26 protein-coding genes and 1 pseudogene are annotated in these 25,826 nt (G+C 61.0%); 16 read left to right on the forward strand and 11 right to left on the reverse strand.

Translation table 11 applies throughout. The features are described 5' to 3' along the window. Window positions 1-6: 6 nt before the first annotated feature. Genes EV281_RS26605 through EV281_RS26620 form a run of 4 tightly spaced genes read left to right on the forward strand, consistent with a single transcriptional unit; the run spans window position 7 to window position 4,639 of the window. On the forward strand, window positions 7-1,107 hold the full coding sequence (locus EV281_RS26605; protein WP_132657347.1) for a BMP family ABC transporter substrate-binding protein: 1,101 nt from the start codon (window positions 7-9) through the stop codon (window positions 1,105-1,107). A 3-nt stretch (window positions 1,108-1,110) separates the two neighbouring features. Further along, a complete protein-coding gene (locus EV281_RS26610; protein WP_132657349.1) occupies window positions 1,111-2,634 on the forward strand; it encodes an ABC transporter ATP-binding protein in 1,524 nt (507 codons plus the stop codon). Further along, window positions 2,631-3,731, forward strand: a complete 1,101-nt coding sequence (locus EV281_RS26615) for an ABC transporter permease (RefSeq protein ID WP_132657350.1) — start codon at window positions 2,631-2,633, stop codon at window positions 3,729-3,731. The genes EV281_RS26610 and EV281_RS26615 overlap by 4 nt, the downstream gene beginning before the upstream one ends. After that, window positions 3,728-4,639: an ABC transporter permease gene (locus EV281_RS26620; protein ID WP_132657352.1), complete on the forward strand. Its 912-nt coding sequence runs from the start codon at window positions 3,728-3,730 to the stop codon at window positions 4,637-4,639. Before EV281_RS26615 ends, EV281_RS26620 begins: the two co-directional genes overlap by 4 nt. 228 nt (window positions 4,640-4,867) lie before the next feature. Here EV281_RS26620 and EV281_RS26625 read toward each other — a convergent pair whose 3' ends face one another. Beyond that, window positions 4,868-5,749 (reverse strand): LysR family transcriptional regulator, encoded by an 882-nt coding sequence (locus EV281_RS26625; RefSeq protein ID WP_132657354.1) that lies wholly within the window; start codon window positions 5,747-5,749, stop codon window positions 4,868-4,870. A 102-nt stretch (window positions 5,750-5,851) separates the two neighbouring features. Between EV281_RS26625 and EV281_RS26630 the strand changes: the two genes are divergently transcribed. After that, window positions 5,852-6,109, forward strand: coding sequence for a helix-turn-helix domain-containing protein (locus EV281_RS26630; RefSeq protein ID WP_132657355.1), 258 nt, complete (start codon window positions 5,852-5,854; stop codon window positions 6,107-6,109). A 310-nt stretch (window positions 6,110-6,419) separates the two neighbouring features. On the opposite strand, the gene EV281_RS26635 is transcribed toward EV281_RS26630, so the two are convergent. From EV281_RS26635 to EV281_RS26645, 3 genes are all read right to left on the reverse strand, one after another. Continuing rightward, window positions 6,420-6,854 carry a type II toxin-antitoxin system VapC family toxin gene (locus tag EV281_RS26635; protein WP_132657357.1) on the reverse strand — a complete coding sequence of 145 codons (435 nt, stop codon included), beginning with the start codon at window positions 6,852-6,854 and terminating at the stop codon, window positions 6,420-6,422. Continuing rightward, a complete protein-coding gene (locus tag EV281_RS26640; protein WP_132657359.1) occupies window positions 6,854-7,108 on the reverse strand; it encodes a type II toxin-antitoxin system Phd/YefM family antitoxin in 255 nt (84 codons plus the stop codon). Before EV281_RS26640 ends, EV281_RS26635 begins: the two co-directional genes overlap by 1 nt. An 824-nt stretch (window positions 7,109-7,932) precedes the next feature. Beyond that, a complete protein-coding gene (locus EV281_RS26645; protein WP_132657361.1) occupies window positions 7,933-8,871 on the reverse strand; it encodes a 2-dehydro-3-deoxygalactonokinase in 939 nt (312 codons plus the stop codon). Window positions 8,872-8,981: 110 nt separating this feature from the next. On the opposite strand from EV281_RS26645, the gene EV281_RS26650 reads away from it, so the two are divergent. The 10 genes from EV281_RS26650 to EV281_RS26695 all read left to right on the forward strand — a co-directional run bounded on the left by EV281_RS26650 (window position 8,982) and on the right by EV281_RS26695 (window position 20,105). Beyond that, window positions 8,982-9,890, forward strand: a complete 909-nt coding sequence (locus tag EV281_RS26650; protein ID WP_132657363.1) for a dihydrodipicolinate synthase family protein — start codon at window positions 8,982-8,984, stop codon at window positions 9,888-9,890. Further along, window positions 9,887-11,053, forward strand: coding sequence for a mandelate racemase/muconate lactonizing enzyme family protein (locus EV281_RS26655; RefSeq protein ID WP_132657365.1), 1,167 nt, complete (start codon window positions 9,887-9,889; stop codon window positions 11,051-11,053). The genes EV281_RS26650 and EV281_RS26655 overlap by 4 nt, the downstream gene beginning before the upstream one ends. A gap of 24 nt (window positions 11,054-11,077) precedes the next feature. Beyond that, a complete protein-coding gene (locus EV281_RS26660) occupies window positions 11,078-12,349 on the forward strand; it encodes a sugar ABC transporter substrate-binding protein (protein WP_132657367.1) in 1,272 nt (423 codons plus the stop codon). A 72-nt stretch (window positions 12,350-12,421) separates the two neighbouring features. Continuing rightward, the gene (locus EV281_RS26665) at window positions 12,422-13,348 is read left to right on the forward strand and encodes a sugar ABC transporter permease (protein WP_132657369.1); all 927 of its coding nucleotides are present in this window, start codon (window positions 12,422-12,424) and stop codon (window positions 13,346-13,348) included. A gap of 11 nt (window positions 13,349-13,359) precedes the next feature. Further along, window positions 13,360-14,190 (forward strand): carbohydrate ABC transporter permease, encoded by an 831-nt coding sequence (locus tag EV281_RS26670; protein WP_132657370.1) that lies wholly within the window; start codon window positions 13,360-13,362, stop codon window positions 14,188-14,190. Window positions 14,191-14,192: 2 nt separating this feature from the next. Beyond that, entirely contained in the window at window positions 14,193-15,275 is a 1,083-nt protein-coding gene (gene ugpC, locus EV281_RS26675; RefSeq protein WP_132657372.1) for a sn-glycerol-3-phosphate ABC transporter ATP-binding protein UgpC, read from the forward strand. Next, complete coding sequence (locus tag EV281_RS26680; RefSeq protein WP_132657373.1) at window positions 15,272-16,255, forward strand: NAD(P)-dependent oxidoreductase; 984 nt, start codon at window positions 15,272-15,274, stop codon at window positions 16,253-16,255. The genes ugpC and EV281_RS26680 overlap by 4 nt, the downstream gene beginning before the upstream one ends. Next, the gene (locus tag EV281_RS26685; RefSeq protein ID WP_132657374.1) at window positions 16,252-17,934 is read left to right on the forward strand and encodes an SMP-30/gluconolactonase/LRE family protein; all 1,683 of its coding nucleotides are present in this window, start codon (window positions 16,252-16,254) and stop codon (window positions 17,932-17,934) included. The genes EV281_RS26680 and EV281_RS26685 overlap by 4 nt, the downstream gene beginning before the upstream one ends. Window positions 17,935-17,937: 3 nt before the next feature. Continuing rightward, the gene (locus tag EV281_RS26690; RefSeq protein ID WP_132657376.1) at window positions 17,938-18,699 is read left to right on the forward strand and encodes an SDR family oxidoreductase; all 762 of its coding nucleotides are present in this window, start codon (window positions 17,938-17,940) and stop codon (window positions 18,697-18,699) included. After that, on the forward strand, window positions 18,699-20,105 hold the full coding sequence (locus EV281_RS26695; RefSeq protein WP_132657378.1) for an FAD-binding oxidoreductase: 1,407 nt from the start codon (window positions 18,699-18,701) through the stop codon (window positions 20,103-20,105). Before EV281_RS26690 ends, EV281_RS26695 begins: the two co-directional genes overlap by 1 nt. Here the strand turns inward: EV281_RS26695 and EV281_RS31845 are convergent. Continuing rightward, window positions 20,077-20,598 carry a hypothetical protein gene (locus EV281_RS31845; protein WP_245508364.1) on the reverse strand — a complete coding sequence of 174 codons (522 nt, stop codon included), beginning with the start codon at window positions 20,596-20,598 and terminating at the stop codon, window positions 20,077-20,079. The two genes, EV281_RS26695 and EV281_RS31845, sit on opposite strands and share 29 nt — an antisense overlap. Between EV281_RS31845 and EV281_RS31850 the strand changes: the two genes are divergently transcribed. Continuing rightward, window positions 20,575-21,045 carry a hypothetical protein gene (locus tag EV281_RS31850; protein ID WP_245508365.1) on the forward strand — a complete coding sequence of 157 codons (471 nt, stop codon included), beginning with the start codon at window positions 20,575-20,577 and terminating at the stop codon, window positions 21,043-21,045. The genes EV281_RS31845 and EV281_RS31850 overlap by 24 nt on opposite strands. Window positions 21,046-21,148: 103 nt before the next feature. Here EV281_RS31850 and EV281_RS26705 read toward each other — a convergent pair whose 3' ends face one another. From EV281_RS26705 to EV281_RS26725, 6 genes and pseudogenes are all read right to left on the reverse strand, one after another. Continuing rightward, complete coding sequence (locus EV281_RS26705) at window positions 21,149-21,478, reverse strand: type II toxin-antitoxin system RelE/ParE family toxin (RefSeq protein WP_132657382.1); 330 nt, start codon at window positions 21,476-21,478, stop codon at window positions 21,149-21,151. After that, complete coding sequence (locus tag EV281_RS26710) at window positions 21,475-21,714, reverse strand: type II toxin-antitoxin system ParD family antitoxin (protein WP_132657550.1); 240 nt, start codon at window positions 21,712-21,714, stop codon at window positions 21,475-21,477. Before EV281_RS26710 ends, EV281_RS26705 begins: the two co-directional genes overlap by 4 nt. 1,300 nt (window positions 21,715-23,014) lie before the next feature. Then, window positions 23,015-23,152, reverse strand: a complete 138-nt coding sequence (locus tag EV281_RS31290) for a hypothetical protein (protein WP_165911962.1) — start codon at window positions 23,150-23,152, stop codon at window positions 23,015-23,017. Continuing rightward, complete coding sequence (locus tag EV281_RS26715; RefSeq protein WP_132657552.1) at window positions 23,149-24,567, reverse strand: MFS transporter; 1,419 nt, start codon at window positions 24,565-24,567, stop codon at window positions 23,149-23,151. Before EV281_RS26715 ends, EV281_RS31290 begins: the two co-directional genes overlap by 4 nt. An 83-nt stretch (window positions 24,568-24,650) precedes the next feature. After that, window positions 24,651-25,184: a TetR/AcrR family transcriptional regulator gene (locus EV281_RS26720; protein ID WP_132657554.1), complete on the reverse strand. Its 534-nt coding sequence runs from the start codon at window positions 25,182-25,184 to the stop codon at window positions 24,651-24,653. Between the two features lie 158 nt (window positions 25,185-25,342). Next, window positions 25,343-25,622: pseudogene (locus tag EV281_RS26725) on the reverse strand (nucleotidyl transferase AbiEii/AbiGii toxin family protein); the annotation flags it as partial. Window positions 25,623-25,826 lie beyond the last annotated feature (204 nt).

Genomic DNA, 25,826 nt, shown 5'->3' on the forward strand with positions numbered 1-25,826 from the left:
ACTGACATGTTTAACAATCTGACGCGAAGAACGCTGATGAAGAGCGCCGCCGCTGCCGGCCTCGCCACCGCCCTTGCCGGCCGGTCCGCACTTGCTGCCGACGAATCGCTCGGCATCGCCCTCGTCGTGCCCTCGCCGATCGGTGATGTCGGCTGGGGCCATGCGCTCGCAGCCGGCATCGATCCGATCAAGGCGGCCTATGGCGACAAGGTGAAGGTCACGATCCTCGAGAACATTGCCGAAGGCCCGGATGCCGACCGCATCATGAACAAGACGGTCGCCGACGGGAACCATTTCCTGATCGCCGGCTCCTTCGGCTATCAGAACGGTGCACTGCAGATCGCCCGCCGCAATCCCAAGGTCACCGTCCTGCATGCTTCGGGTTTCCAGGTTGCGCCGAACTTCTCGCCCTTTGCGGCTAAATATTTCCAAGGCACCTACCTGCTCGGCATGGCGGCCGCCGCCGTCTCCAAGACCGGCAAGCTTGGCTCGGTTTCGGCCTTTGCCATTCCCGAACTCATCACCTCCATAAATGCCTTCACGCTCGGCGCCCAGTCCGTCAAGCCCGACATCGAAGTCTCGGTCGTCTGGGTCAATTCCTGGTTCGATCCGGCTAAGGAACAGGAAGCCGCCAAGGCGCTGATCTCGCAGGGCTGCGACGTGATCTTCTCGAATGCGCAGGATACGCCTTCGGTCATTTCCGCCTGCGAGGAAGCCGGCATCTATGCCTTCAACCTGAATTCCTCGATGAAGAAATATGCCGAGAAGACCTATCTCGGCTGCGTCTCCACCGACTGGTCGCCCTTCTTCAAGGCGTCGGTCGACGCGCATCTTGCCGGTACCTTCAAGGGCGCCAACACCTTCCTCGGCGTAGCCGAAAAGGTGGTCGAGGTCGTCGACTGGAACCCGGCAATCCCGGCCGATACGATGACCAAGATCAAGGAAATCGAGGCCAAAATCGCCGCCGGCGGCTTCTCGCCATTTACGGGTCCGATCACCAAGGCCGATGGCAGTGAAGGCGTCACTTCCGGCGTGACGCTGACGGACGCCCAGATCGTTGCGATGGACTGGCATGTCAAAGGTGTCAAGACGCCGCTGCCGAAGTAAGCCATGGAAAGCCCGCTCCTGTCGCTCAGCGGCATTTCCAAGAGCTACGGCCAGGTCCATGCCAACCGGCAGATTGACCTCGACGTCGCTCCCCGCTCGATCCACGCCATCCTCGGTGAAAACGGGGCCGGCAAATCGACCTTGATGAAGCTGATCTATGGCGTCGAGCAGCCGGACAGCGGAACCCTTGCCTGGAACGGGCAGAACCTCAGCCTTGCCTCTCCCGCGGAGGCAAGGCGCGCCGGCATCGGCATGGTCTTTCAGCATTTCTCATTGTTCGAAAGCCTGACGGTCGTCGAGAATATCCGCCTGATCGTCACCGGCAAGAAAGGCGAACTTGCGGAGCGCATCCGCAAGCTCGGGCAGGAGTTCGGCCTCGAGGTCGATCCGTTCGCCCATGTACATTCGCTTTCCGTTGGCGAGCGGCAACGGGTGGAAATCATCCGCTGCCTGATGACCGATCCGAAACTGCTGATCCTCGACGAGCCGACATCGGTCCTGCCGCCGCAGGCCGTGGAAAAGCTGTTCGAGACCCTGCGCCGGCTGCGCGACGGCGGCGTTTCCATCCTTTTCATTTCCCACAAGCTGGAAGAGATCCAGTCGCTCTGCGACCGCGCGACGATCCTGCGCGGCGGACGGGTGACGGGGCATGTCGATCCGCGCGAGCACGACGCCCATGATCTCGCCCGCATGATGATCGGCCGCGACATGCCGGAACCAATGCCGGCGCTGCCGCTTGCCGAAGGCGAGAAGCGGCTGGAACTGATCGGCCTCGATTATAGGCCAGACGATCCTTTCGCCGTGCCGCTATCCCGGGTCAGCCTTACGGTGCGTGCAGGCGAAATCCTCGGCATTGCCGGGATTTCCGGCAACGGCCAAAGCGAGCTTGCCGCACTGATCTCCGGCGAGGCGATCCTGCCGCGCGAGCAGCGCGACCAGATCTTCATGATGGGCAGGGATGTCGGCATGCTCGACCCGGCAGGCCGCCGGCGGCTTGGCTTTGCCTTCGTGCCTGAAGACCGGCTCGGCCGCGGCGCGGTCCCCGAAATGTCGCTCACCCTCAACAGCCTGCTGACGGCCCATCCTCTCAGCCTCGTCAAAGGGGGCCTGCTCGACAAGGTGCAGGCGACCGCCTTTACCAATGAATGCATTCGCGACTACGACGTGCGCACGCGCGGCCCCGAGGCGGAAGCCGGCTCGCTTTCCGGCGGCAATCTGCAGAAGTTCATCGTCGGCAGAGAAATCATGCTGGCGCCGAAGCTGCTCTTTCTCGCCCAGCCCACCTGGGGTGTCGATATCGGCGCTGCCTCGGCAATCCGAAAGCGGCTGATCACGCTGCGCAATGAAGGCATGGCGATCCTCGTCATTTCCGAAGAGCTCGAGGAATTGTTCGAACTCAGCGACTTCATCCAGGTTCTGCATCATGGCAGGCTGAGCCCACCGCTCGTCGCGCGCGACACGAGACCCGAGGATATCGGTCGATACATGATCGGCGCCCAATCACAGCGCGAGAAAGCGACCGTATGAGCAGACCCCTGTTTGCCGCCCTGCCAACCCTTGTCCGCCGGGAACGCGCTTCACTCGCCGCCACGCTGCTCGCCCCGCCGATCGCGCTCGTCGTCACGATCATCCTCAATCTGGGCCTTTATGCCGTCATGGGACGCGACCCGGCCGCAGTCGTCTACGCGATGTTGATCGAGCCTTTCTTCTCCTGGGCATCTTTCTCCGAAGTCCTCCTGAAGACCGGGCCGCTGCTGCTTATCGCCCAGGGGCTCGCGATCGGCTTTCGCGCCAAGGTCTTCAACATTGGTGCCGAAGGGCAATTCGTTCTGGGGGCGATCTTTGCCTCTGCCATTCCGGTCTGGTGGCCTGACGCCACCGGCCAGTGGATCTGGCCGGCAATGCTGCTGCTCGGCACCATCGGCGGCGCGTCCTGGGCATCGCTGACTGCCTTCTGGCGCGTTCGGCTCAACGCCAACGAAATCCTGGTCTCGCTGATGCTGAGTTTCGTTGCGGCGCAGCTTCTCAATTATCTGCTGCTCGGCCCCTGGAAGGATCCGAATGGCTTCAACTTCCCGCAGTCGGTCATGTTCCAGTACGATGCCATGGTGCCTATCCTGATCGAGGGAACGCGCGTCAATGTCTCGCTGATCCTTGCCGTTGCCCTGTCGATCGCCGCCTGGATCTTCATGCAGAAAAGCTTCATCGGCTATAAATTGCAGGTCGGCGGACTGGCGCCCCGTGCGGCCAGTTATGCCGGTTTCAAGGAGGGCTGGGCGATCTGGCTGTCGCTCTTGATCGGTGGTGCCGCCGCCGGACTTGCGGGTTCAGCCGAAGTCGCCGGCCCGCTCGGCCAGTTGCAGCGCTCGATCGCGACCGGCTACGGCTATGCGGCGATCATCGTCGCCTATCTCGGCGGCCTGCACCCTGTTGGTATCGTCATATCCTCGGTCGTCATGGCCGCACTGTATATCGGCGGCGACAACGCCATGGTCTCGGCCAACCTGCCGATTGCCGCCGTCCGCGTCTTTCAGGGCAGCCTGTTGCTTGTCTATCTGATTGCCGTCGCCTTCGTCCGCTATCGCCTTGCGTGGCGCCCCGCCGCCATCCGGAGCTCATTATGAATGCGATCGAGTTCATCCTGACCGGCATGCTGGCGGCTGCGACACCCTTCCTGCTGGCAGCCCTCGGCGAATTGGTGGTCGAGCGCGCCGGCGTTCTCAATCTCGGTGTCGAGGGCTTGATGGCATTCGGCGCCGTCATCGCCTTCATTATCGTCTATAACGGCGGCGGCCACGTCCTCGCATTTGTCGCGGCCGGGCTCGGCGGGATTCTGCTGTCGCTGATCTTTGCCGGCATCATCCTCGGCTTCAACGCGAACCAGGTCGCGACCGGCCTTGCGATCGGCATTCTCGGCCAGGGCCTTTCTGCGCTGTTCGGCAAGAGCTATGAAAGCCTGACGGTCAAGGCGCTCCCGAAAATTACCATTCCGGGCCTTTCCGAGATCTCGGTCATCGGCGGCCTCTTCACACAGGATATCGTTGTCTGGCTCTCGCTTCTGGTGACGGTCGCGATCTGGGCGACTTTCGCCTATGCGAAGGTTGGACTGGTCATTCGCGCGGTCGGTGAAAACCCGAAAGCAGCCCATGCGATCGGCTACCCTGTCATCGCCGTCCGCTGCGCCGCCGTGGCATTTGGCGGCATGATGGCAGGCTTTGCCGGCGCCTATGCGTCGACGATCTATACGCCGCTCTGGGCGGATGGAATGATTGCGGGCCGCGGCTGGATCGCCATTGCGCTCGTCGTCTTCGGAACCTGGCTGACAGGCCGGATCTTCCTCGGCGCGTGTCTCTTCGGTGCCGTATCGCTGATGGGGCTCGCCGCCCAGGCAACCGGCCTCGATGTGCCCTCGCAGTTGCTGGCATGCCTCCCCTATCTGGTAACGATCGTCGTGCTCGGCATCATCTCGGCAGATCGCCGCCTGCTGAAACTCAACGGCGTCGCGTCGCTTGGGGAGCCATTCGAGAGGTAAGACAGATGCGCGTGACGCAGGTCGCAGATCAAGACACCGCGCTTTGAAGAAAATACCGAAATACGCCGGTTGCGTTTAGGCTGTGGTCGCGCATCGATCGCTCTAGCCTTGTCACTTGCTGTGCCGACCATGCACGCGATCGCGCAAGTCGGTGAATAGCGCGCATCGGTGGGATCAGATTGCACGGACGATGCTCCGTCAAACAACAGCCCGCGCAAAAGAAGACCCTCACCTGCCCACCCGCACCAGCGATCGCGCAATATCGATGATGTCGTCACGGCCGGCAGTCGGATCCTCCCTGTTCCAGGCGACACCGAGCCCGATCTTGAAATCGATACCCCTCACCTTCTTCAGCTCAAAGCCGCGGTTGGGCAGATCCTGCGTCCATTCCGGCACGAAGCCGATGCCGAGACCGCCCGAGACCAGCGAGAAGGTGTCGTCACAGGTGTAGGTGACATTGTCGGTCAGATCGTGCTCCTCGAACTTTTCGGCGAAATACCGCTCGCTGTAGGAGAGGTTCTGACGGGAAAAGGAGATGATCTTCTCGGAGCGCAGGTCCTGAAGATCGATCTCGCTCTTCAAGGACAGCGGGCTCTCTTTGGCCACCGCCAGAAGATAACGCTCATGGGCGATCGAGAAGAAGCGCAACGAACCGATATTCTCCACCGGCCTAATGAAGCCGAGATTGATGCGGCCTGCCTCGATATGGCGGATGATGTCATCGGTGGTGCCGCTTTCGATATGCATGCGGATATCGGGATATTTGCGGCCAATGCGCGACAGGAAGGACGGCAGCACGCCGATGGTGGCGGGATAGACGGTACCAATGGCAATCCGGCGCGCCGTCTTACCCCCAACCGACCTCGCGATCTCCCTCGACAGATCCACTTCACTCAGGATCCGCACCGAGCGCTCATAGAACGCCGCCCCTGCCCTCGTCAGTTCCACCCGCCTGGTCGAGCGGATGAACAGCTGCACGCCGAGTTCCTTCTCCAGCGCCATCACCTGGTTCGACAAAGCCGGCTGGGCGATATGCACCTTGGCCGCCGCACGACCGAAATGCAGCTCCTCGGCCACCGCAACGAAGTAGGACAGCTGGCGTAGTTCCATTCAGAACAGTTCCTCACCGGATCGGGTAACGAGATCGCGATAAGCGATTTCCGTATAGAATAGCCAATTATTTAATTCCACACGCAATGGTCGTGTGTGCGCATGAAGCCACGTGATCTGCTAGCTTGGAATGTCCGGAAGTTGAGGGTCGCTCGCGGCCTCTCGCAGGAGCGTCATGCTCTTGAAGCCAATCTAGAGCGCATCTCAATCTCTCAGATCGAACGCAAGCAAATCAACCTAGGTATTGATTCTCTTGGAAAGATCGCGGGCGTTCTCGAATGTAGAGTATGCGAGCTTCTCGCAGAACCTGCAGAAGGAGAAGAGCCACCTACGAATCTGCGCCCAGGGCGGCGAGGCTAACGCCGTTAGCAGAGTATCGTGCTGAGTGCGCGGTCGCCTTGCGGGATCGACGCGATTGTCATTCGACGCCTCGCTTGCAGCAGTTGACAGGAATCGAACCAGCGGCGCCACTACTCAGATGGGGTTAAGTGCTTGAAAATCCAATTTCTGGGCGTGACGCCTATTTATGGATCGCATTCCCGCAGGCACGATCACCATTCCGATCGCAGATCAACAGTCTGCGGAAATCTACCGTCGACATCTCCGCGATCTTGGATCGGTCGGCATCTGGGTGCTGCGTGTAATCGCATCAAACGATCTCTGTGGATTCTCAAGAATGTGATATCGGGAAATCCCACGGATTCACGAGCGCCACTCCCATGCTTTCAAAATCTTTGACGTTGCGCGTGACAAGCGTCATACGCCGAGTGAAGGCTGTCGCGGCAATATAGGCGTCATTGATTGGTTTGGGATTGGGCACATGCCATTGGGCCGCCTGAACGGCGGCCGCCTCGTCCAGAGGCAGGATGCGGCCCGAAAATGCCGTGAGGACCGTATTTTCCAGCCAGTTACGCAGCACCTTCCCGGCGACTGCATCATTACGCTCCACCAGCTGAACGCCGATCTCCAACTCGTGCAGGACTACGGATGAAATGAAAGTCTCGGCCGGATCGACGGTTTCGTTCCAGACGACGACATTAGGATCAGCCTTGCCGCTCGCCACCTTGCGAAGTTCGGACACGATATTGGTATCGAGCAACAGCATCAGGACAGGTCGACTGGCCGGGCAAGTTCCGTGCGCTGCGGGAGCGGCAAGTCAATATCATCCGCTCCGGGCGCGGCCAGCATGTCACCGAGTGTCCGCATTTTACCGGTAAGCCGCTTGTACTCATCGAACGACAGGAGAACATGCGCAGGTCGGCCCCTGTCGGTAATGATGACCGGTCCATCCCTGGTGGCGCGCTTTGCGCGGCCAAGATCCTGATTGAGTTCTCGGCCTGAAAGCGTGGTAACGGTCATGACAAGCCTCCAACATTCGTGGTTACGTAACCACATTTAATCCGTATGACCTGGAATTGCAAGATGCAGAGCTCCTTAGACAGAGCAAATCTAGCTCGACGCCGAGCCAATGTGCGCGGGTTCATGAATGACTCCCTGACGTCCTCACCCTCCATCCCGAAGCTCATGGGTGCGGTCGACCGAGCTGAAGACGATCACCATAGGTGACCTTGAATTGCTCACTAACAATGCAGATGGAAGTGCTACCAAGGTACGAGAGATCGGTCGCACGCCCAGTGATTGCCGCTTTCCTTCGAAGTTGCAGAAGCGATGATGGATCGAAATGATGCTGCAACGCTTTGCGCTGAAACGCCGCCATCTTCATGCTTACCTAGGCGTTCGACGTTTCCCGGTTCCAGAAGGAGACAGATGCAGCCCCACGACTTCCATTCGACCGAAAGGTTGCGCCACATCTGGTTCAATGCGGCTTTGGATGCGCGATAGGCAAAACCGCGTGATCCTTCGAAGCTGTCGATAGAGGATGCATGGTTTGAAACGGCTGCAAAGATTTTCGCCCTCCCCTTCTGGAGGTTCGGCTCCAGAAGGCTCGCAAGATGAAGCGGCGCATACGCCTTCTGAAAAGGTACGTCCACTAGTTGCGCAGAATTTTAGGCGGCGGCCAAGCTAGGCATGATTTGCAGTTGATGGGGATCGAGCCCTCAACTGGGGTTTACATCCGCGCATGCGATCTCGTTAGCTGTAACTCTCAAATAATCAAAGCGGATGAACCGCACGGAGGCAGTTTCCGCTTCGATGACATGTCCCGACATCGAGTGTCTGCGGGCTTAGACGCTATCGAGATGCACGGCGGCCCACCCGAGTGCCTCGCGGAGGATCGCCAGGGCGCCGTTTATGGCTTCCTCGCCCCTGCCCTCGAGGACCTTGAGGCCGAACGCATCGGCGGCGATGCCGTAAAGGGCGTTCAGCCCGTCATTGCCCACGATCGCCACCTGATCGCCGTCCACATACCAGCCCGCTTCTCGCGCCTGACGGAATTCCTGGCCGATAACCATGCCCGACACATAGGAGCGCAACTGTTCGGCTGACAGCTTCTGGGCCAGCCCGCCGGTTCTGGCCGAGAACAGCAGCGACAGCATGGCACCGGTTTTCCGGGCCTCCGCGAGTCCCCAGCGAAACGCTTCCGGATCATCGACCGGCGGTTTGCTCGCGCCGCGTGCAATGAAGGAATGCTTCATCAGCAGAGCAAAGACTTCTCCGGTGACGAATGTCTGGAAACCGGCAATACGGCCGTCGGCTACGCGCGCCCACTTGCTGTGCGTGCCGGGCAGGATGATCGCCATGTCCCGGTCCAGCCCAAAGCCGACGATCTGCGTCTCTTCTCCGCGCATCACGTCGGGAAACGGCGTTCGCGCGGGATCCGTCAGGCCTGCAAATAAGATCAGGTCCGAACCGTTGGGCAGTTTCAGGCGGGTGGTTCCTGCCCCCAGCTCCGCGGCGCCGGCCGGACATGGAACGTAGGGAACTTCGATCCAGCCGTTGCGGCTGGTGATCATGCCCAGAGCAACCACCGGCAATGCGCCGTGCCTTTCGAACCAGGGGCCGAGCGCGCCCATGAGCACAGCTTCGTGTTCACCCTTGGAAAGGGTGGAAATGCCCTGCCCAGTCTCCAAGTGATCCAGCACGCCGGCATCGGCGCTGACCAGCGTGCCTCTGAACGATGTGGTGCCCCAGTCGACGATGACGGATGCGGCTGATGCCTCCATGCGGCGGTTCCCCTTCGGTGTTTCGCTGGGGCTTGCCATAGGCGCTCAAGCCATGTAGTGTCAATAGATGAATATATAGTACCACAATATGATACTTTGGAGGACCAAGCATGGCGACCGGATTGAAGGGCATCCTGCCTGTTCTGCCCACGCCCTTTGCCGCGGACGGCAGCGTCGATGCGCCGGCCATGGAAAGACTTGTGCGGTTTGCACTGGATAACGGAGCGGACGGCGTGGTGTTTCCAGGCTTTGCCAGCGAGGTCGAAAATCTTACCGCCGACGAACGGGCCATGCTGCTCGAGATCGTCGTCAAGACCGCCGCTGGCCGCGTGCCAGTCGTGGCCGGCGCCAGCGCCGCCGAATGGCGGGATGTCGTTCAGCATGGACAAGTCGCCGCCCGGCTCGGCGTCCGGCATCTGATGGTGCAGCCGCCGAAATCCGTCGGCGTCGATGCGCCGGCACTGATCGATTTTCTCGGACACGTGCTCGACGCCCTGCCCGATATCGAAATCATCCTGCAGAACGCGCCGGCGCCTCGCGGCTCGGACCTGTCGCCACAGGCGATTGTCGAAATCGTCAAAGCTCTGCCGCGCGTCGCCTACGTGAAGGAAGAAACCCTCCCGGCTGGCCCGGCAATCAGCCATATCGTCGGGCATGCGCCCGCGACGCTGAAAGGCGTAATCGGCGGCGGCGGCGCCCGATATATTCTCGACGAATATGCGCGGGGCGCGATTGCGGCGATGCCGGCGTTGGAAATCGTCGACGAGCATGTCGCCATCGACCGCGCCCTTTGCGCCGGCCAACATGCGGAGGCCCGCAGGATCTATGTCCGCACGTTGCCGCTGCTGGTCCTCCAGGCGGTCTACCGCATGCGGCTTACCAAATACGTGCTGCTGCGACGTGGCATCATTGACGGCGTGGGCGTGCGCGCTCCGACGCCGGAACTGGACGCTGCGGCCCTTTCGGATATCGACGCCAACCTGGTGGAACTTGGCTTCGTCGCTTCGGAGGCCGCATGAACAGCCCGATTGCTTCCATCGAGGTATTTACGCTGACCCAGCCGCGCAGGGTCCCCTATCTTGGCGCCTTGCGGCCGGGCGAGGTGGTGAACCCGAACGGCTACATCGTCCGCAAGGGCAACCGCACCGTCTATCCGACCTTCGACCGCAGCGTTCTTGTCCGGATGACCACGCAGTCCGGCACGGTCGGCTGGGGAGAGACCTACGGCATTGTCGCACCCGGCGCCGTTGCGGCTCTGATCAATGATCTCTTGGCCGGCTTCGTGGTGGGACGCGACGCTTCCGACCCCTCGGCGATCTATGACGATCTCTACGATATGATGCGGGTGCGCGGCTATACGGGCGGATTCTATGTCGACGCGCTAGCGGCGCTGGACATTGCCCTGTGGGATATCGCCGGCCGCGAAGCCGGCAGGTCGGTGCGCGAACTGCTGGGCGGCGGGGTCGAGAGCTTTGCGGCCTATGTCTCGGGCCTGCCGGAAAAGACGCTGCAGGCGCGTGGCGAGCTGGCGAAATACTGGCAGGACCGCGGTTTCAATGCCTTCAAGTTCGCCACCCCGGTTGCTGATGACGGCCCGGCCGCCGAAATCGCCAATCTGCGCCGGGTTCTGGGGCCGGACGCGAAGATCGCCGCCGACATGCACTGGAACCAGACGCCGGAACGCGCCCTGGAACTGATTTCCGAAATGGCCCCCTACGAGCCATGGTTTGCCGAAGCGCCCGTCTGGACGGAAGACATTGCCGGCCTCGAGAGAGTGTCAAAAGGAACCGACATTCCGATTGCGGTCGGCGAGGAATGGCGGACCCATTGGGATATGCGCGCCCGCGTCGAGCGCTGCCGCATTTCAATCGTTCAGCCGGAAATGGGCCACAAGGGCATTACCAACTTCACCCGCATCGGCACTCTGGCGCAGGAGCACGGCATCGATGTCATCCCGCATGCGACTGTCGGGGCTGGGATCTTCCTGGCAGCCAGCCTGCAGGCATCTTCTACCCTGCCAACGCTGAAGGGGCACGAATTCCAGCACTCGATTTTCGAGCCGAACCGCCGCCTGCTGGATGGCGACATGGATTGCCGGGAGGGCCGGTATTACCTGCCTTCCGGACCGGGACTGGGCGTGACGCCGTCACAGACGGCGCTGTCACTGCTTGAACGCATTTGAAGACGGTTCTTGGAGGAGAAACCAATGTATGACAGGCTGACGAAACTGGCGCTTGGCGCCGCGACCGCCATGTGCGTGACCCTGGGCAGCCTTGCCCCGGCCATGGCCGATACCGTCCTGAAGTTCATTTCCTGGCAGACCGATGACGCCGGCACCGGCGACTGGTGGCGATCGGTGATCGCCGAATACGAAAAGCGGCATCCCGGCGTGAAGATCGAGTTCACCAAGGCCGACCGCAGTTCCTATGCGGACACGATGACGACACTGTTTGCCGCGAACCAGCCGCCGCAGATCGTCCATCTGGCGTCCTTCGAATTCCAGATGTTTGCCGACAATGGCTGGCTGGAGCCGCTCGATCCCTGGATCAAGAAGGACGGCCTCGACCTGACCGGCTGGGCCGGCCAGTCGAAATGCCAGTGGAACGGCGAAACCGTCTGCATCATGATGAACTATTTCGGCTTCGTCATGGCCTATAACAAGAAGATCCTCGATGCCGCCGGCGTCGCCGTGCCCAAGACCTACGACGAGTTCCTGGCCGCCGCCAAGGCGACCACGAAGGATCTCAACGGCGACGGCATCGTCGACCAGTTCGGCACGGGGCACGAGACCAAGGGCGGTCCCGGCCAATACCTGACCGAGATGCTGAACTACATTCTCGATGCCGGTGCCTACTGGACCGACAAGGACGGCAATATCACCATCGACACGCCGCAGATGGTCGAAGGGCTGACCCGCTGGAAGACCGTCATGAAAAGCGGCGTCGGCCCCGTCGACATGAGCGCGAGTGACGTGCGCAAACTGTTTGCCGATGGCAAGATGGCAATGCGCTTGGACGGGCCGTGGCTCTACGGCACGACGGAAAAAGGTCTTGCAAAAGCCGATATTGTCTATGCTGCGCCGCCGCTGCACCCACCACTTGGCGGCTCCTCCAATGTCCTTGCCATGCCGGCCGACATTTCCGACGACCGGAAGGCCCTGGTATGGGACTTCATTAAACTGACGATGACACCGGAATTCCAGCGTAGCTATGCCACGCTTGGCGGCAATACTCCGCCAAGCCCGACCGCCGACGTCTCCGGTGTCGAAAAGACGATCCCGCACTTTCCGCTGCTGATCCAGACGATGAAGGCTGCGTCGGATGCGGGCGTTGACCGTGTCCCGACCGGACTTGAACTCTACTATAACGAGTTCAGCAAGATGGTGATGGAAGAGACCCAGCGGATGATCATCCAGGATCTCGACCCGGCGACGGTGGCGAAGACCATGCAGGCTAAAGCGGAGTCAATTAAGGGCTGAAGCACGCCACGCCCTTTCGGCGTGGCACACGACAGCCACGCCGGCAATGCCGACCAGTCAACAGGAACTGCTATGACCATCCCTCCGCACGCAGGGCGCCGTAAGTATTTCGATCTTGCGCGTCCAAGCCGACAGCATCTTCTTGGTTACATTCTCATCGCGCCCGCGGTGCTGATGGTGGCCGGCATCATCGTCTGGCCTCTGCTGCTGGCGATCGACCTGTCGTTCCAGCAGGTCAAGATTCCGCGGCTGGGCGGCGCCGGCCGGCCGTTTTCGCTGGCCAACTACACCTGGCTGTTCAGCTCCGACGAATTCTGGTCGGCCTGTTGGGTAACACTGAAATTGGTCATCGTCGTTACGATCGGCAGCGTTCTCGTTGGGCTGGGAACGGCGCTCCTGGTCAACAACCGGTTCAAGGGCAGAACATCCGCGCGGCTCGTCATGGCCCTGCCTTGGGCGGTGCCGGAAATCATCGCCGTGGTCATCTTTGCCTGGATGTTCGATACCTCGTTCGGGCTTTTCGGATGGCTTGCCATCAAGCTCGGCTTCACCGATCACATGATCCCCTGGGTCAGCAGCTCGACCGCGGCCTTCTGGGCCGTCGCTATCACCATGGTGTGGAAGGGATTTCCCTTCGTGTCGATTATGTGCCTTGCCGGCTTGCAATCGATCCCGTCCGACTATTATGCGGCCGCGAAGGTGGATGGCGCCGACGTCTGGCAGCGGTTCCGCTGGATCACCCTGCCGCTGCTGATGCCGGTGCTCGGAGTCACGCTGGTCCTGACACTGCTCTGGGTGTTCCGCGACTTTTCGATCATCAAGGTGCTGACCGGCGGCGGCCCGCTGCGCTCAACCCAGACCTTGTCGATCATGACCTATGACCAAGCCTTCCAATATCACAATTTCGGCCGTGCCGCCGCCGTCGGCGTCCTGACCCTGGTGATCTGCATTATCGCCAGCCTGCTGATGCTCGGCCGGCGCTCGAAATCCATTTATTAAGGAATGGCTTCATGAGACGAACGTTCTTTCAGAGCCTTGCCCTCTATACCACGGTGGTCTTCACCGTGGTGATGATCCTGTTTCCCATCTATTGGCTGATCGTCACCGCACTGTCGACCACAGACGAACTCTACCGCCTTCCGCCGACCTTCTGGCCACAGGATGCGCAATGGGGGATCTTCGCCCGCGTCTGGGCCGCCAAGCCCATTCTCCTCTGGCTGTGGAATTCCATGCTAGCCGCCTTCGGCTCAGTGGGTCTTTCCATGCTGGTATCCGTCAGTGCCGGCTATGCGCTGTCACGCTACTCCATGCGGGGTGGCGCCACGATGGGCCTGTTCATCCTGACTGCGAAGATGCTGCCGGCGACGCTGCTGGTCATTCCGCTGTTTTCGATCTTCTCCAGCTTCGGTCTGGTTGGCAGCCTCTGGACGCTCGTGCTGGCACATTCGACGATGATCATTCCCTTCGCCGTGTGGATGCTGAAGGGCTATTTTGACACGATCCCGCGCGAACTGGAACAAGCCGCCATGGTCGATGGCTGCTCGCCAGTCGGCGCCATGGTACGGGTCGTCCTGCCGATCGCCACCCCTGGACTTGCGGCAACCGCACTCTACGCATTTGTCCTGAGCTGGGCAGACTATGCCTACGCCCGGACATTCCTCGTCAACTCGCCCGACAACTGGACCGCCAATCTCGGCATTACTACGATGCAGGGCGAATACGTCACCTATTGGAACGACATTGCCGCGGCGTCGATCTTCATCGCCCTGCCGATCATTGTCATCTACCTGTTCCTCGAACGCTATTTGGTCGGCGGTCTTACCGCTGGCGCGGAGAAGTAAGCATGGCCAATATTTCCATTCGCGACGTCAGCAAGTCCTACGGGGCGTTGAACGTGTTGCGGCCGTTTTCGCTTGAGATCCAGGACGGCGAGTTCGTGGTGCTTGTCGGACCGTCCGGTTGCGGCAAGTCGACGATGCTGAAGATCCTGGCGGGGCTGGAGCCCGCTACGAAAGGCCAGATCTTCATCGGCGAGCGCGAAGTGACCGACCTGGCACCCGGCGATCGCGACATCGCCATGGTGTTCCAGAATTACGCGCTCTACCCGCACCTGACGGTTCGGCAGAATATCGGCTTCGGCCTGAAGATGCGCGGTACCGATAAGACAGAAATCGACCGGCGCGTCGAAGAGGCCGCCCGCATTCTCGAAGTCATGCCTTATCTGGAACGCCGGCCCAAGGACCTCTCGGGCGGACAGCGGCAGCGTGTCGCGCTCGGCCGCGCGATTGTCAGGCAGCCACAGGCCTTCCTGATGGACGAGCCGCTGTCGAACCTCGATGCCAAGCTGCGTGTCCACATGCGCGCCGAGATCGGCGCCCTGCACAAGCGGATCGGCGTCACCACGGTCTATGTGACGCATGACCAGGTGGAGGCAATGACCATGGCCGACCGCGTGGTCATCATGCAGGGCGGAGTCATCCAGCAAATCGCCGCACCGGACGACTTGTTCAACAACCCCGCCAATCTGTTCGTCGCCGGCTTTATCGGTTCGCCGGGCATGAATTTCCTGAACGGCGAAGTCTATGACGGGACCTTGAGCATATTCGGCCAGAAGGTCTTTCTGCCTCGGGGTCGGCATCTGCCGGGACCGGTAGTGGTCGGCCTTCGTCCGGAGCATATCGTTCTCGGCGACGCACCCGTGACGTTCAACGTGCGCCCGTCGCTGATCGAAAGCCTCGGGTCGGAAAAATACATCTATTTCGAAGCCGAAGGCGCGCGAGCCGCGGATAGCGAGGACGGCAAATCCAAGGGGCTGATCGCCCGCGTTTCGCATTCCGGAAGCCTGTCGAACAGCGACGAGCTGCGGCTCGGCTTTGACCCCTCACAAATCTACCTTTTCGATTCCAAAACGGGGGAAAGACTATGATTCTCGTCACCGGATCTGCCGGACGCGTCGGGCGCAGTGTCGTCGCGGCCTTGCGCAGCACAGGCCGGGAGGTTCGCGGCTTCGACTTGCGGGCTTCGGGAACGGGCGGCGACGAGGTGGTCGGATCGTTAGAAGACGCCGGCTCCGTTGCACGCGCGGTCACCGAGGTGACCGGCGTGCTACATCTCGGTGCATTCATGTCCTGGGCGGCCGCGGACCGGGACCGGATGTTCTCGTCCAATGTCGACGGCACGCGCCGGCTTCTGGATGCGGCTGCCGGCGCCGGGGTGAAGCGGTTCGTGTTCGCCTCCTCGGGCGAAGTCTACCCGGAAAACCTACCGGAATTCCTGCCCGTCACTGAGGACCATCCGTTGCGGCCGAACTCGCCCTACGGATTGACCAAGCTGCTCGGCGAGGAGCTTGTCCGCTTCCACCAGCGGCAGAAAAAGATGGAAACGGTCATTTTGCGATTTTCCCATACGCAGGATGCTGCCGAACTGCTGGACGAAGAAAGCTTCTTTTCCGGCCCGCGATTCTTCCTGCGCTCACGCGTGAAGCAGCAGGAGAATTTCGGCAACAAGCTCATCGCGGATCTGTTGCGGGCGGCAGATATCGGACAACCGGCGCATGTGCTCGCCCGCAACCAGGACGGCCGGCCATTTCGCATGCACATTACTGATACGCGCGACATGGTGGCGGGCATTCTCCTGGCCCTCGACCATCCCGACGCAGCTGGCGGCGTCTTCAATCTCGGCTCGGACGAGCCAGTCGATTTCGCCGATATCGTGCCGCGCATGTCCGCCATGACGGGACTGCCCGTGGTGACTGTCAATCTTCCCGGCGCCGGTGTCTATTACCACACGTCGAACAGGCGAATCACGGAAACGTTGGGGTTTAAGCCGGAATGGACAATGGACCGGATGCTGCAGGAAGCGCTCTCGGCACGCCAGCATCGCCAGGCGGTGGGCAAGGCGTCATGAAACCTGAAACGCCGGGCGGAACGGCAGCCCTGGCCAAAGGGTTGACGCTCCTAGACATGGTCGCCGATGCGCCCGAACCGCTTCGCTTTGCCGAGCTTTTGCGGGCGTCCGGCCTGCCTAAGCCGACTTTCGCACGGATCCTGCGGACGCTAATCGCCTATGGCCTCGTCCGGCAGGACGAGGCGCGCGGCACTTATGTGCTCGGCCAGCGTTTTCTCGAAATGTCGCATCGCGTCTGGGAAAGCTTCGACCTGGCCTCGGCCGCGGCATCCGAACTCGAGCGGCTGGCTGGCGAACTCGGTGAAACGGTGGCGCTCTGCAAGCTCGATGGTGTGATGGCGCTCTACCTGGCGGAACGTTCTGGCGCCGGCCTTTCGGTGCGTGTCGAGGTCGGTCGCCGTGTGCCGCTGCACAGTACGGCCCCAGGCAAGGCCCTGCTTGCCTTCCAGGATCCGGCCGTCGGCCGCGCGTTGATCGAACGGCTGACGCTTGATCGCTACACGTCCCACACGATTACCGCCATGGAGCCGCTGCAGGCCGATCTGACCCTGACGCGCGCCCGCGGCTATTCGATTTCCTACGAGGAGCATCTGCGGGGCGTGAACTCCGTCGCGGCGCCTGTCATGGGACGCGACAACACGCCGATCGGCGTGCTCGTCGCGCTCGGGCCATCATCGCGTCTCGATGCCGCCAACATCCATCCCGCCGGCCGCGAACTCATCGCCGCCGCCCGGCGCATCACCGGCGCCGCCGGCGCCGTCGCCATCAGCTCGCGCCCGCGCCCGCGCACCGCCACGGGCCGACCGATGGCGGAACTCAGCTGCGTACTGCCTTGGGGCGCGCAGCTAGGCGAAAGCCCGGCTTGGCACAAGAGCGAGCGGGCGCTGTACTGGGTCGACATCCTGCATCCCGCGGTCCATCGCTTCGACCCTGTCACGGGCCGAAACGAGACCTGCGAGACCGGCAAACTGGTCAGCGCCGTCATACCGGTTGCCGCAGACCGGCTGCTGGTCGCCTCGCAGGACGGCATGGAATGGCTGGATTTTGCCTCGGGACGGCTCACCCCGTTCGCAAGCCCGGAAGCAGGCATCTCCGACAACCGGCTGAACGACGCCAAATGTGGCCCGGACGGCGCCATCTGGGTCGGCTCGATGCGAATTGATGCCTCCAAGCCGACCGGTGCCCTCTACCGGATCGGCGCCGACGGCGCGGCCGAGCGCAAGGAAGGCGGCATCATCGTTTCGAACGGTCTTGGCTGGAGCCCCGATGGCCGCACTTTCTATTTCGTCGACACGGTGCCGGGCCTGATCCACGCCTATGACTGCGATCCATCCACCGGGGCATTGGGTATTCGGCGCGAATTTGCGCGAATTCCGGTCAGCGACGGCCGGCCGGACGGGCTTGCGGTCGATGCCGAAGGGGCTGTCTGGTGCGCCATCTGGGACGGCTGGTCGGTGCGCCGCTATCTGCCGGACGGCCGTCTCGACCAGAACATCGAACTTCCCGTTCCCCGGCCGACCAGCGTCGCATTCGGCGGCGAGGATTTATCGACGCTCTACATCACCACCGCCCGCACGCGACTGCCGGCCACGACGCTGGCGGACGCACCGCTCTCCGGCGGGCTTTTTGCCTGTCGTCCCGGCGTGGCCGGCGCGCAGGTCGATCTTTTCGAGGGATAGAACATGAATCTCGAAACCGTCTTCGGCCTGAAGGGCCGCACCGCCCTTGTCACCGGCTCCAGCCGCGGCATCGGAGCGGCGATCGCCGAAGGCCTAGCCAGCGCCGGCGCTCATGTCATCCTACATGGCACAAAGCCCGGCGGCGCCGACACCGTGCGACAGCGGATCCTCGCATTCGGCGGCAGGGTGGATGAACTTGCCGCCGATCTTTCCGCGCCGCAGGCCGGACGGGAGCTGGTCGAACGGGCCGAGGCGATCGCACCAGTCGACATTCTGGTGATCAACGCCAGTGCGCAGATCAACGCCACGTTGGCGGACCTGTCCGCCGAAGACCTCGCATTCCAGATTTCGGTCAATCTCGGCTCAACGATCGACATGCTGCAGGCGGCACTGCCCCGCATGTCCTCCCGCAAGTGGGGTCGGGTCGTTTCCATCGGCTCCGTCAACCAGCTGCGCCCCAAGGCGATCGTCACCGCCTATGCCGCCTTGAAGGCGGCCCAGCACAATCTCATCCAGAGCCAGGCGCGCGACTATGCGCAGCACAACGTCCTTCTCAACACGCTTGCTCCGGGCCTGATCGATACCGACCGCAACGCCCATCGCCGCGATCACGACCCAGAGGGCTGGGCCAACTATGCGCGCACGCTCAACTGGATGGGGCGCGCCGGGCAGCCGGAGGAAATGGTGGGCGCCGCCATCTTCCTGTCTTCGCAGGCCTGCAGCTTCATGGCCGGCGAGTCGATCTTCCTGACAGGTGGATATTGATGGATCTGCTCGGCCGTCTCCGATCGGTCCTGCCGCATGATACGGTGCTGACCGGCAATGACATGGCCGGCCACCTTCAGGACTGGTGGGGTCGCCAGCAGGGTTCAGCGCTTTGCGTTGCCCTGCCGCGCAGCCGCGAGGACGTCGCCGCTATTGTCTCCATTTGTGCTGCGTCCGGCCATGGCATCGTTCCGCAGGGCGGCAATACGGGCCTGACCGGTGCAGGCGTGCCAGTTCGTCACGACAATCCACCGATTATCGTGTCGCTGTCACGTATGCGGCAGATCCGGAATATCGATCCCGCCAACGGGACGATGAGCGTCGATGCCGGCTGCATTCTCGCAGACGTGAGGACGCAGGCACTGGCTGTCGGTCGATTGTTTCCAGTCAGCCTTGGCGCAGAGGGCTCGTGCCAGATCGGCGGCATCATCAGCACCAATGCCGGCGGCACGAACGTGCTGCGTTATGGTTCGACCCGGGAAAACGTGCTCGGCCTCGAGGTGGTCCTGCCGGATGGCACGATCTGGAACGGCATGAAGGGCCTGCGAAAGGACAATGCCGGCTATGATCTGCGCCATCTGTTCATCGGCGCGGAAGGAAGCCTCGGCATCGTCACCGGCGCAGTCCTGAAGCTGCATCCTCTGCCCAGGGCGCATGCCACCGTGTGGCTCAGCATTGCCGACCCCGCCCGGGCGCTCGCGCTCCTGAACCGGCTGCAAACGGCCTGCGGCGAACGGCTGACGACATTCGAACTGATGAACGCCGCGCAGCTGGCCGGGGTCATCGCCTGCCAGCCGGCACTGCGTCTGCCCACGGAAGGACCCTGGCATCTATTGGTCGAGCTTGCCGACCTCTCGCAGGGCGAGGCGCTGGAGACCATGCTGTTCGAAACGATCGGCGCGGCACTGGATGCCGGTGAGATCACCGAAGCCTTTCCGGCGCAGAACAGTGCGCAGCGCGCGAAATTCTGGGCCCTGCGTCACGGCACCGCGGAGGCAAACCGGCGGAGCGGTCATGTCCTGTCGTCCGATGTCTCGGTACCCATCTCGGCCGTGCCGGATTTCCTGGCTTCGGCCTCAAGCGCCGTACGCGCTTCGTTTCCGCAGGCGGATATCGTCGTTGTCAGCCATATGGGCGATGGCAACGTACATTTCGGCACGCGCTTCGCCGCCGGAGACTGGCAGGCGCTCACCGATCAAACCGGGACGGTGCTTGCGGTGCGCCGGATCGTCAATGACTGCGCGCAGGCGCATGGCGGCAGTTTCAGCGCCGAGCATGGCATCGGTCGCAAACTCACCGCGGAACTGATCGAGCGAACCGATCCGGCAGCACTCCTGCTGATGCGCAGGCTCAAGGCTGCGATCGATCCGCACGGCATCATGAACCCTGGCTGTCTGCTGGACTGAACAATCGGAAATGAGCCAAATCGGGGCCGTACTCGCGGCATCGGCGCACACTGGGATGGAGGAAAGCTTGGCAGTTCTGGAAAATGCGCACTTGGGGATCGAGGTCGCCGAAGCTGGAGCCGAACTCCGCTCTGTCAAAACCAAAGCGGATGGTGCGGAATGGCTGTGGCAGGGCGACCCCGCCTGGTGGGCGGGGCGCTCGCCGCTGCTCTTTCCGGTAATCGGCCAAAGCCCGAATGGCAAAGTCACGATTGCCGACGCCTCCTACGACATGCCGCCACACGGGTTCGCTCGCACCAGCGCCTTCCGGATCGTCGAAGCCGGAGATGATGCCATCACATTCGCTCTGAAATCGAACGATGCAACGCAAGCGGTCTACCCCTTCGATTTCGAGCTGAGCGTTACCTATCGGCTGGAAGCGGATTGCCTGTGCTGCACGGTAACCATCGAAAACCGCGATGAGCGGGAAATGCCCTTCCAGTTCGGCTTTCATCCCGGATTTGCCTGGCCGTTGCCGGGCGCACAGGGACAGCCTCATTCCATAGAATTGGATGGCACCGCCGAGCCTCGGATGCTGCGCCTCGATGCGGCAGGTCTGATGCTGGAGCAGCCTCTGCCTTCGCCGTTTCGCGCCGGCCGGCTGGAAATTTCAGCCTCCCATTTTGAGCGCGGGGCGATGATCTTCGCCGATGGGGCCGGAACCAGGTTCACCTACTCGGCTCCGACGGCAGAAATCGAGTTGAGTGCGACCAACCTGCCGGTCTTCTCGGTTTGGCAAAAGCCGGGCGCCCCGTTTCTGTGCCTCGAGCCATGGCACGGCATGCCGCCGTTTCCGATCCACGGCGCTGCATTGATCAACCGCAGCGGCTGCAAGATCCTGCGGCCACACGCGAGGGCGCAATTTTCGATGGACTTGCGATTCAAGATTACCCGGTCCTAGCAACCGGCGTGAGCTTACATCTGAGCCAACATCATCGTCTTGCTCTTGATGGGGTTGAAACCTAAAGCCAGGGAAATCGGCAGTTGCAAATATGTCCTGATAATCAATGATTCTCGGGCTCGTGGATCGACCGTGGAATGTCCCGCTTCGCGTGGAGCACACGCCACACATCCACATGATCCTTTTGATCACAATAAAAGACGATATACGGGTATCGTTTCAGTGAAATGCTGCGCAGGTCAGGCAATCCCAGCTCGTATCCATATCGTAGCGATCCCGATTCCGGATGCCTTGCGATCAGGTCATAAGCTGTCTCTAAAGCGTCAATAAAGCCAAAGGCAACCTTGGTTCCAGCCTCGAGTATGGAGTGGTCTACGGCCGCTTCGACGTCACTGCGAGCCAATTCCCGGGGGACGACGGACTTGTTTGTCACTTGCTGTGCCGGCCACGCACACGATCACGCAATTCGCCGAAATAGCGCCCATCGGCGGGATCGGATTGTACGGACGATGCTCCGGCAACCAAGAGTCCGCGCAACACAAGACGGTCCTGATCTCGTCGAATCAATTCGCGGATATATTCGCTGCTCGTCCCATAGCCACGTCCCGCGACCTGCTCATCAACGAAGCTCTTAAGATGGTCTGGGAGGGAAATGTTCATCGTGCTCATATGAATACCTATAGCTGCAATGGCAAAATTTGGCAAGATAGGCCTTTTCGATGGGCGGGCACCTCCCGATCGCCAGATGATCTGATCATTGCTGATCAGGCGCATAGTCGGAACCTCTCAGGCGTGCTCGCGTTCTCGCCATCATGCCGGACCTTGCGGTGTACATAGCCTTTCTTGGCGCCGTTCTCGTGATGCAGATCACGCCGGGGCCTGACATTCCGCTCGTGATCGGACGCGGAGTAGGCCACGGCTGCGGGGTGGCGTTCTGCACCGTATCGGGCTTCATGTTGGCTGGCCTTATCGAGGTGCCGCTCCTAGGACTTGGGTCGCTTCACTCCTAAACGCTACGTCCTTTGCCTTTGACTTCATGCGTTGGGCGGGCGCTGCCTAGCTCATCTAGCTCGGTGCCAAGCTGCTGTGGTCGACCCGGCACGCGAGCGACATGGCTAAGACCGCGGAGGTCGGGCGCTGGTCGGCGCTGGCCACGATCCGTGAGGGCCTGATCAACAATTTGGCCAATCCCAAGCCCCTCCTGTTCATATGTTCGCCTTGCTGCCGCAGTTCGTCTCGCCGGAGCGGGGGCTGTGGCGAACCAGCTTCTGGTGCTCGGGCTCACCCAGAAAGCCACCGGGCTTGTCGTCCAGGGCTCGGTGGCTCTCGCGTCCGGCGGCGGCGCCTATCTGACCAGCGAGATCAAGACTTCGTTCAAAGGCTATTATTCCGGCTCGCCCGGCCAGCAATCCTCCCTGACCCGTTCTTTCGTGCAGTTCGATGGCGTCGGCGATACGGCGAACGCCCGGGAGCGCGCAATCGGCGGGCACCCGGCATCGCTGGTTTCCGGCGTCTGCATGCTGAAGAAGCCGAGCAGCCCTTACGCTGACGAAAAGGGCTGCGTGCCGCTCGGCAAAATCATCAACTATGCCGGCGGCCGCAGCAACGGCTGCACGACTTGGTCTCCGGCGGAGGCGCCGCATTGCTTTCCACCGTTTAGGACAACCCCACAACCGTCTACATCTATCCAGAGCCCCGCGACATCGAGGCCATTTCCAAGGCCAAGAGTTCGGCCCAATCGGGCGTCTAGTGGAATGCTTTCTGCCTTAAGCAGATCGGCACGCCGCGGTTCTGGAGCAGGGACAAGCTCGAACTGCTTATCGCCAAATACAAGAAAGACCATCCTGCTCCTCCGCACAAGCCCATCCCGATCTGCGATACGCCGTCGAATTGACACAAGCGCGCGGATCCCGCAGTCCTGTCTCGCTGGAATTCGTTATATTCTTTGACGTCTGCCGGTAGACAGGCATCACGTTTCCGGGATTGGTATGCCCTTGAGCTTGACGCGCGCCAGGTTGTCGGAGCTGCGAGTACCAACTGAGACGGCGGGAATGGTAACACCGCCATCGGACGAAGCGATGGCCAACCGACCGATTTTCGCGCTCATCGGAGGGCCTCTTTCTTTGCTCCAAGGCCGGCGGAAAGCCAACCTGCAATGAGAAGACAGAAAGCGATCGCGACTGCTGCAATGCTGTAGGCATGTCCGATGGATATCACATCAGTTGAGGAGCCTAGGACTGAAAAGAACAGTCCGCCGATCAAAGCTGTCGCTAAAGCGCCGCCGATCTGAAGCATCGAATTGACCAGACCGGAAGCCAAACCAGACTGCGCCGTGTCAACCCGCTGTACGACTGTCCTCACGAGATTGGGAAGTGCAATGCCTTGTCCGGCACCAACGAAGAAAAGTGCCACGTAGAGAAACTCTGGCGCCCCAAATGAGACCAGTGCTGCCGTCCCGAACAATCCGGCCGCCTCCAGGGACATGCCCGCGGCGGTGGAATACCTGCCGAAGACGTGAAAGATGTAGCCACTCGCGAATGGCCCGAGAACGAAGCCGACCGCCGCGGGTAGGATTGCAAGGCCGGCCTCGAATGGTGTGCGACCAAGGCCGCCTTGTTGGTAGACCGAGAATGTCAGCCAGAAGGCCGCAAAGGCATAGAAGAAGAATGCGGCGAGCAACCCGCGCTTCAGTCCCGGAGTCCGAACCAAGCGCGGTGCGAGGATCGGGTCTCTACCGGCCGCCTCTACCTTCTGCTCATGATGCCAAAATAAGAAAAGAAGTGGCAGGCAACCGGCAAGCATCAGGAGCGACCAGATCGGCCACCCCTGCTCGCGGCCCTCGATGAGCGGCGAGATCAGTGCAAATAGTGCAAGTGCGATCAGCACTGCTCCGCCAACGTCCAGTTTGCTTGCGTGCTCCGATCGCGTCTCGCGCAGTACCATCATCGCGGAAGGCGCCGCTATGGCGATCACTGGAAGATTGATAAGGAAAACGGCCCTCCATCCGAGATCGAGGATATTCAGCGCGATCAGCGCTCCACCGAGAAATAGCCCAGCCATCGATGCCACACCGAAAGTCAGAGCGTAGAAGCTGAGTGCCCTCGATTTCTCGTGATCGGGAAAAATCGCATTGATGGATGCCAGAGCCTGCGGTGCCATGATTGCCGCAGCAAACCCTTGAAGAACCCTGCCGACAACAAGTGCCGCTGGAGACCAAGCGAAGCCGCATAAGGCGGAGGCGGCTGCGAACGCAACCATCCCTGCCAGGAAGACATTCCGGCGACCGTAGAGATCCCCAAGCCTGCCCCCAGTGATCAGCATGACGGCGTAGGTTGTGGCATAGCCCGAAATGATCAGCTGCATTGTTGATGCAGTGGCCTGAAAGTCCTCACGGATCGAGGGCAGCGCCACGTTGACGATGAAGAAATCCAGAGGCGGCAGAAAAGCTCCGGTCAACAGGATGACCAACGCCGTCCATCTGTGCGGGTCGAGGCTGTCCTCGGAGTCGCGAGAAGGTTTCAGAATGTATCTCCATTCGATTTGCAAAGCCGACTGAACGGCTTAAAAGTACACGATTTTAGGAACCATTCGGTTCCTAATTGAAGTCAGTCGAGCGGCTTCAGCGCGAAGTCGACCATTGCCCTGGTGACGTCGCGATCTGCTCCTGCCTTTCCCAGCACTCTCATTCCTTGGATCTGACAGACGAGAAACCTCGCCAGTGTTCGCTCGTCCAGCCCAGGATCAATCTCACCGAGGGCTTGAGCTCTTATGATCGCTGCTGCGTAGAGATCTTGCAGTCGCCGAAAAAGACGGGAAATTCGCGCGGAAACCTCTTCGTCCCCTGGAAGCATTTCGACAGCCGACAACACCACAAAACATCCACGCAGCCCCTCCTTGCCGGAGGACTCTTCAACCTGCCGCGAAAATGCTTCTTTGATGGCGGCTTTGGGCGACGCGTTGGAATGCAGGATTTCGCCGACCTTGCGAATAGCATCCTCAATGTAGACATCAAGCGCGCGGAGATAGACGCCTCGCTTGTCTACGAACGCCTTGTAGAAACTACCCCGCGATAGGTTCATTCCTTCAAGCAAGTCGGGCAAAGACGCATCGTGATATCCACGATCCCAAAAAACGCCCATTGCCTTACGAACGGCGTCATCGAGTTCGAATTCGCGAGGGCGACCGACGGACGGGGAGGTCTGATCGTGTTTAACCATGAACGTAATATGGAACCATTCGGTTTCTATTGCAAGCGATATTTCCGGAGACTATGGACATAGTCGTGGCGACCAAACCGCTAATTGCCCAGTCTAGCAGCCGCAACGGCATCAGGAACCGTGGCAATCTTCGCGATGACGTCTGGCAAATCGCCGGGTGCGTGCGCTCCACCAATGCGTGCAATTGCCGTTGCTTTTCCTCGCCCTTGGCAAAGGCGTCTGTACCTCAGTGGGGAGCGGAGTTTCGCGTCGCTCGAAGGTCGCTGCGATTGCACGTGCCAATCTATCATCATCGAAATCGAATGACCTGCTGAGATTCCAGATGTCGTAGAATTCCTTATTCCGGCTGTTTGGACGCCCGCCGAATACATGTGAAAGTCGTCAAGGGCCGTCGACGTGCGAGCTCAAGGCAGTACATAACCGGGAAAACTACTATCTTTCAGTGGAGTGGCATTGACCGCAACACGTTCTGCGATCATTATTCCGGAATATCTAAATTAGAGACGTTATCTGAATCACATCAGAATCAAGCCGGTGCAGACGGACTAGCGGGTGTCTCCAAGA

This window comes from Rhizobium sp. BK418 (assembly GCF_004341105.1).
Classification (GTDB): Bacteria; Pseudomonadota; Alphaproteobacteria; order Rhizobiales; family Rhizobiaceae; genus Rhizobium.

Bases quoted from the DNA above. Each gene is read 5' to 3' on its own strand.
- EV281_RS26605 (WP_132657347.1), top strand. From the start codon at position 7: ATGTTTAACAATCTGACGCGAAGAACGCTGATGAAGAGCGCCGCCGCT.
- EV281_RS26610 (WP_132657349.1), top strand. From the start codon at position 1,111: ATGGAAAGCCCGCTCCTGTCGCTCAGCGGCATTTCCAAGAGCTACGGC.
- EV281_RS26615 (WP_132657350.1), top strand. From the start codon at position 2,631: ATGAGCAGACCCCTGTTTGCCGCCCTGCCAACCCTTGTCCGCCGGGAA.
- EV281_RS26620 (WP_132657352.1), top strand. From the start codon at position 3,728: ATGAATGCGATCGAGTTCATCCTGACCGGCATGCTGGCGGCTGCGACA.
- EV281_RS26625 (WP_132657354.1), bottom strand. From the start codon at position 5,749: ATGGAACTACGCCAGCTGTCCTACTTCGTTGCGGTGGCCGAGGAGCTG.
- EV281_RS26630 (WP_132657355.1), top strand. From the start codon at position 5,852: ATGAAGCCACGTGATCTGCTAGCTTGGAATGTCCGGAAGTTGAGGGTC.
- EV281_RS26635 (WP_132657357.1), bottom strand. From the start codon at position 6,854: ATGCTGTTGCTCGATACCAATATCGTGTCCGAACTTCGCAAGGTGGCG.
- EV281_RS26640 (WP_132657359.1), bottom strand. From the start codon at position 7,108: ATGACCGTTACCACGCTTTCAGGCCGAGAACTCAATCAGGATCTTGGC.
- EV281_RS26645 (WP_132657361.1), bottom strand. From the start codon at position 8,871: ATGGAGGCATCAGCCGCATCCGTCATCGTCGACTGGGGCACCACATCG.
- EV281_RS26650 (WP_132657363.1), top strand. From the start codon at position 8,982: ATGGCGACCGGATTGAAGGGCATCCTGCCTGTTCTGCCCACGCCCTTT.
- EV281_RS26655 (WP_132657365.1), top strand. From the start codon at position 9,887: ATGAACAGCCCGATTGCTTCCATCGAGGTATTTACGCTGACCCAGCCG.
- EV281_RS26660 (WP_132657367.1), top strand. From the start codon at position 11,078: ATGTATGACAGGCTGACGAAACTGGCGCTTGGCGCCGCGACCGCCATG.
- EV281_RS26665 (WP_132657369.1), top strand. From the start codon at position 12,422: ATGACCATCCCTCCGCACGCAGGGCGCCGTAAGTATTTCGATCTTGCG.
- EV281_RS26670 (WP_132657370.1), top strand. From the start codon at position 13,360: ATGAGACGAACGTTCTTTCAGAGCCTTGCCCTCTATACCACGGTGGTC.
- ugpC (WP_132657372.1), top strand. From the start codon at position 14,193: ATGGCCAATATTTCCATTCGCGACGTCAGCAAGTCCTACGGGGCGTTG.
- EV281_RS26680 (WP_132657373.1), top strand. From the start codon at position 15,272: ATGATTCTCGTCACCGGATCTGCCGGACGCGTCGGGCGCAGTGTCGTC.
- EV281_RS26685 (WP_132657374.1), top strand. From the start codon at position 16,252: ATGAAACCTGAAACGCCGGGCGGAACGGCAGCCCTGGCCAAAGGGTTG.
- EV281_RS26690 (WP_132657376.1), top strand. From the start codon at position 17,938: ATGAATCTCGAAACCGTCTTCGGCCTGAAGGGCCGCACCGCCCTTGTC.
- EV281_RS26695 (WP_132657378.1), top strand. From the start codon at position 18,699: ATGGATCTGCTCGGCCGTCTCCGATCGGTCCTGCCGCATGATACGGTG.
- EV281_RS31850 (WP_245508365.1), top strand. From the start codon at position 20,575: ATGCCCTTCCAGTTCGGCTTTCATCCCGGATTTGCCTGGCCGTTGCCG.
- EV281_RS31845 (WP_245508364.1), bottom strand. From the start codon at position 20,598: ATGAAAGCCGAACTGGAAGGGCATTTCCCGCTCATCGCGGTTTTCGAT.
- EV281_RS26710 (WP_132657550.1), bottom strand. From the start codon at position 21,714: ATGAGCACGATGAACATTTCCCTCCCAGACCATCTTAAGAGCTTCGTT.
- EV281_RS31290 (WP_165911962.1), bottom strand. From the start codon at position 23,152: ATGAGCGCGAAAATCGGTCGGTTGGCCATCGCTTCGTCCGATGGCGGT.
- EV281_RS26720 (WP_132657554.1), bottom strand. From the start codon at position 25,184: ATGGGCGTTTTTTGGGATCGTGGATATCACGATGCGTCTTTGCCCGAC.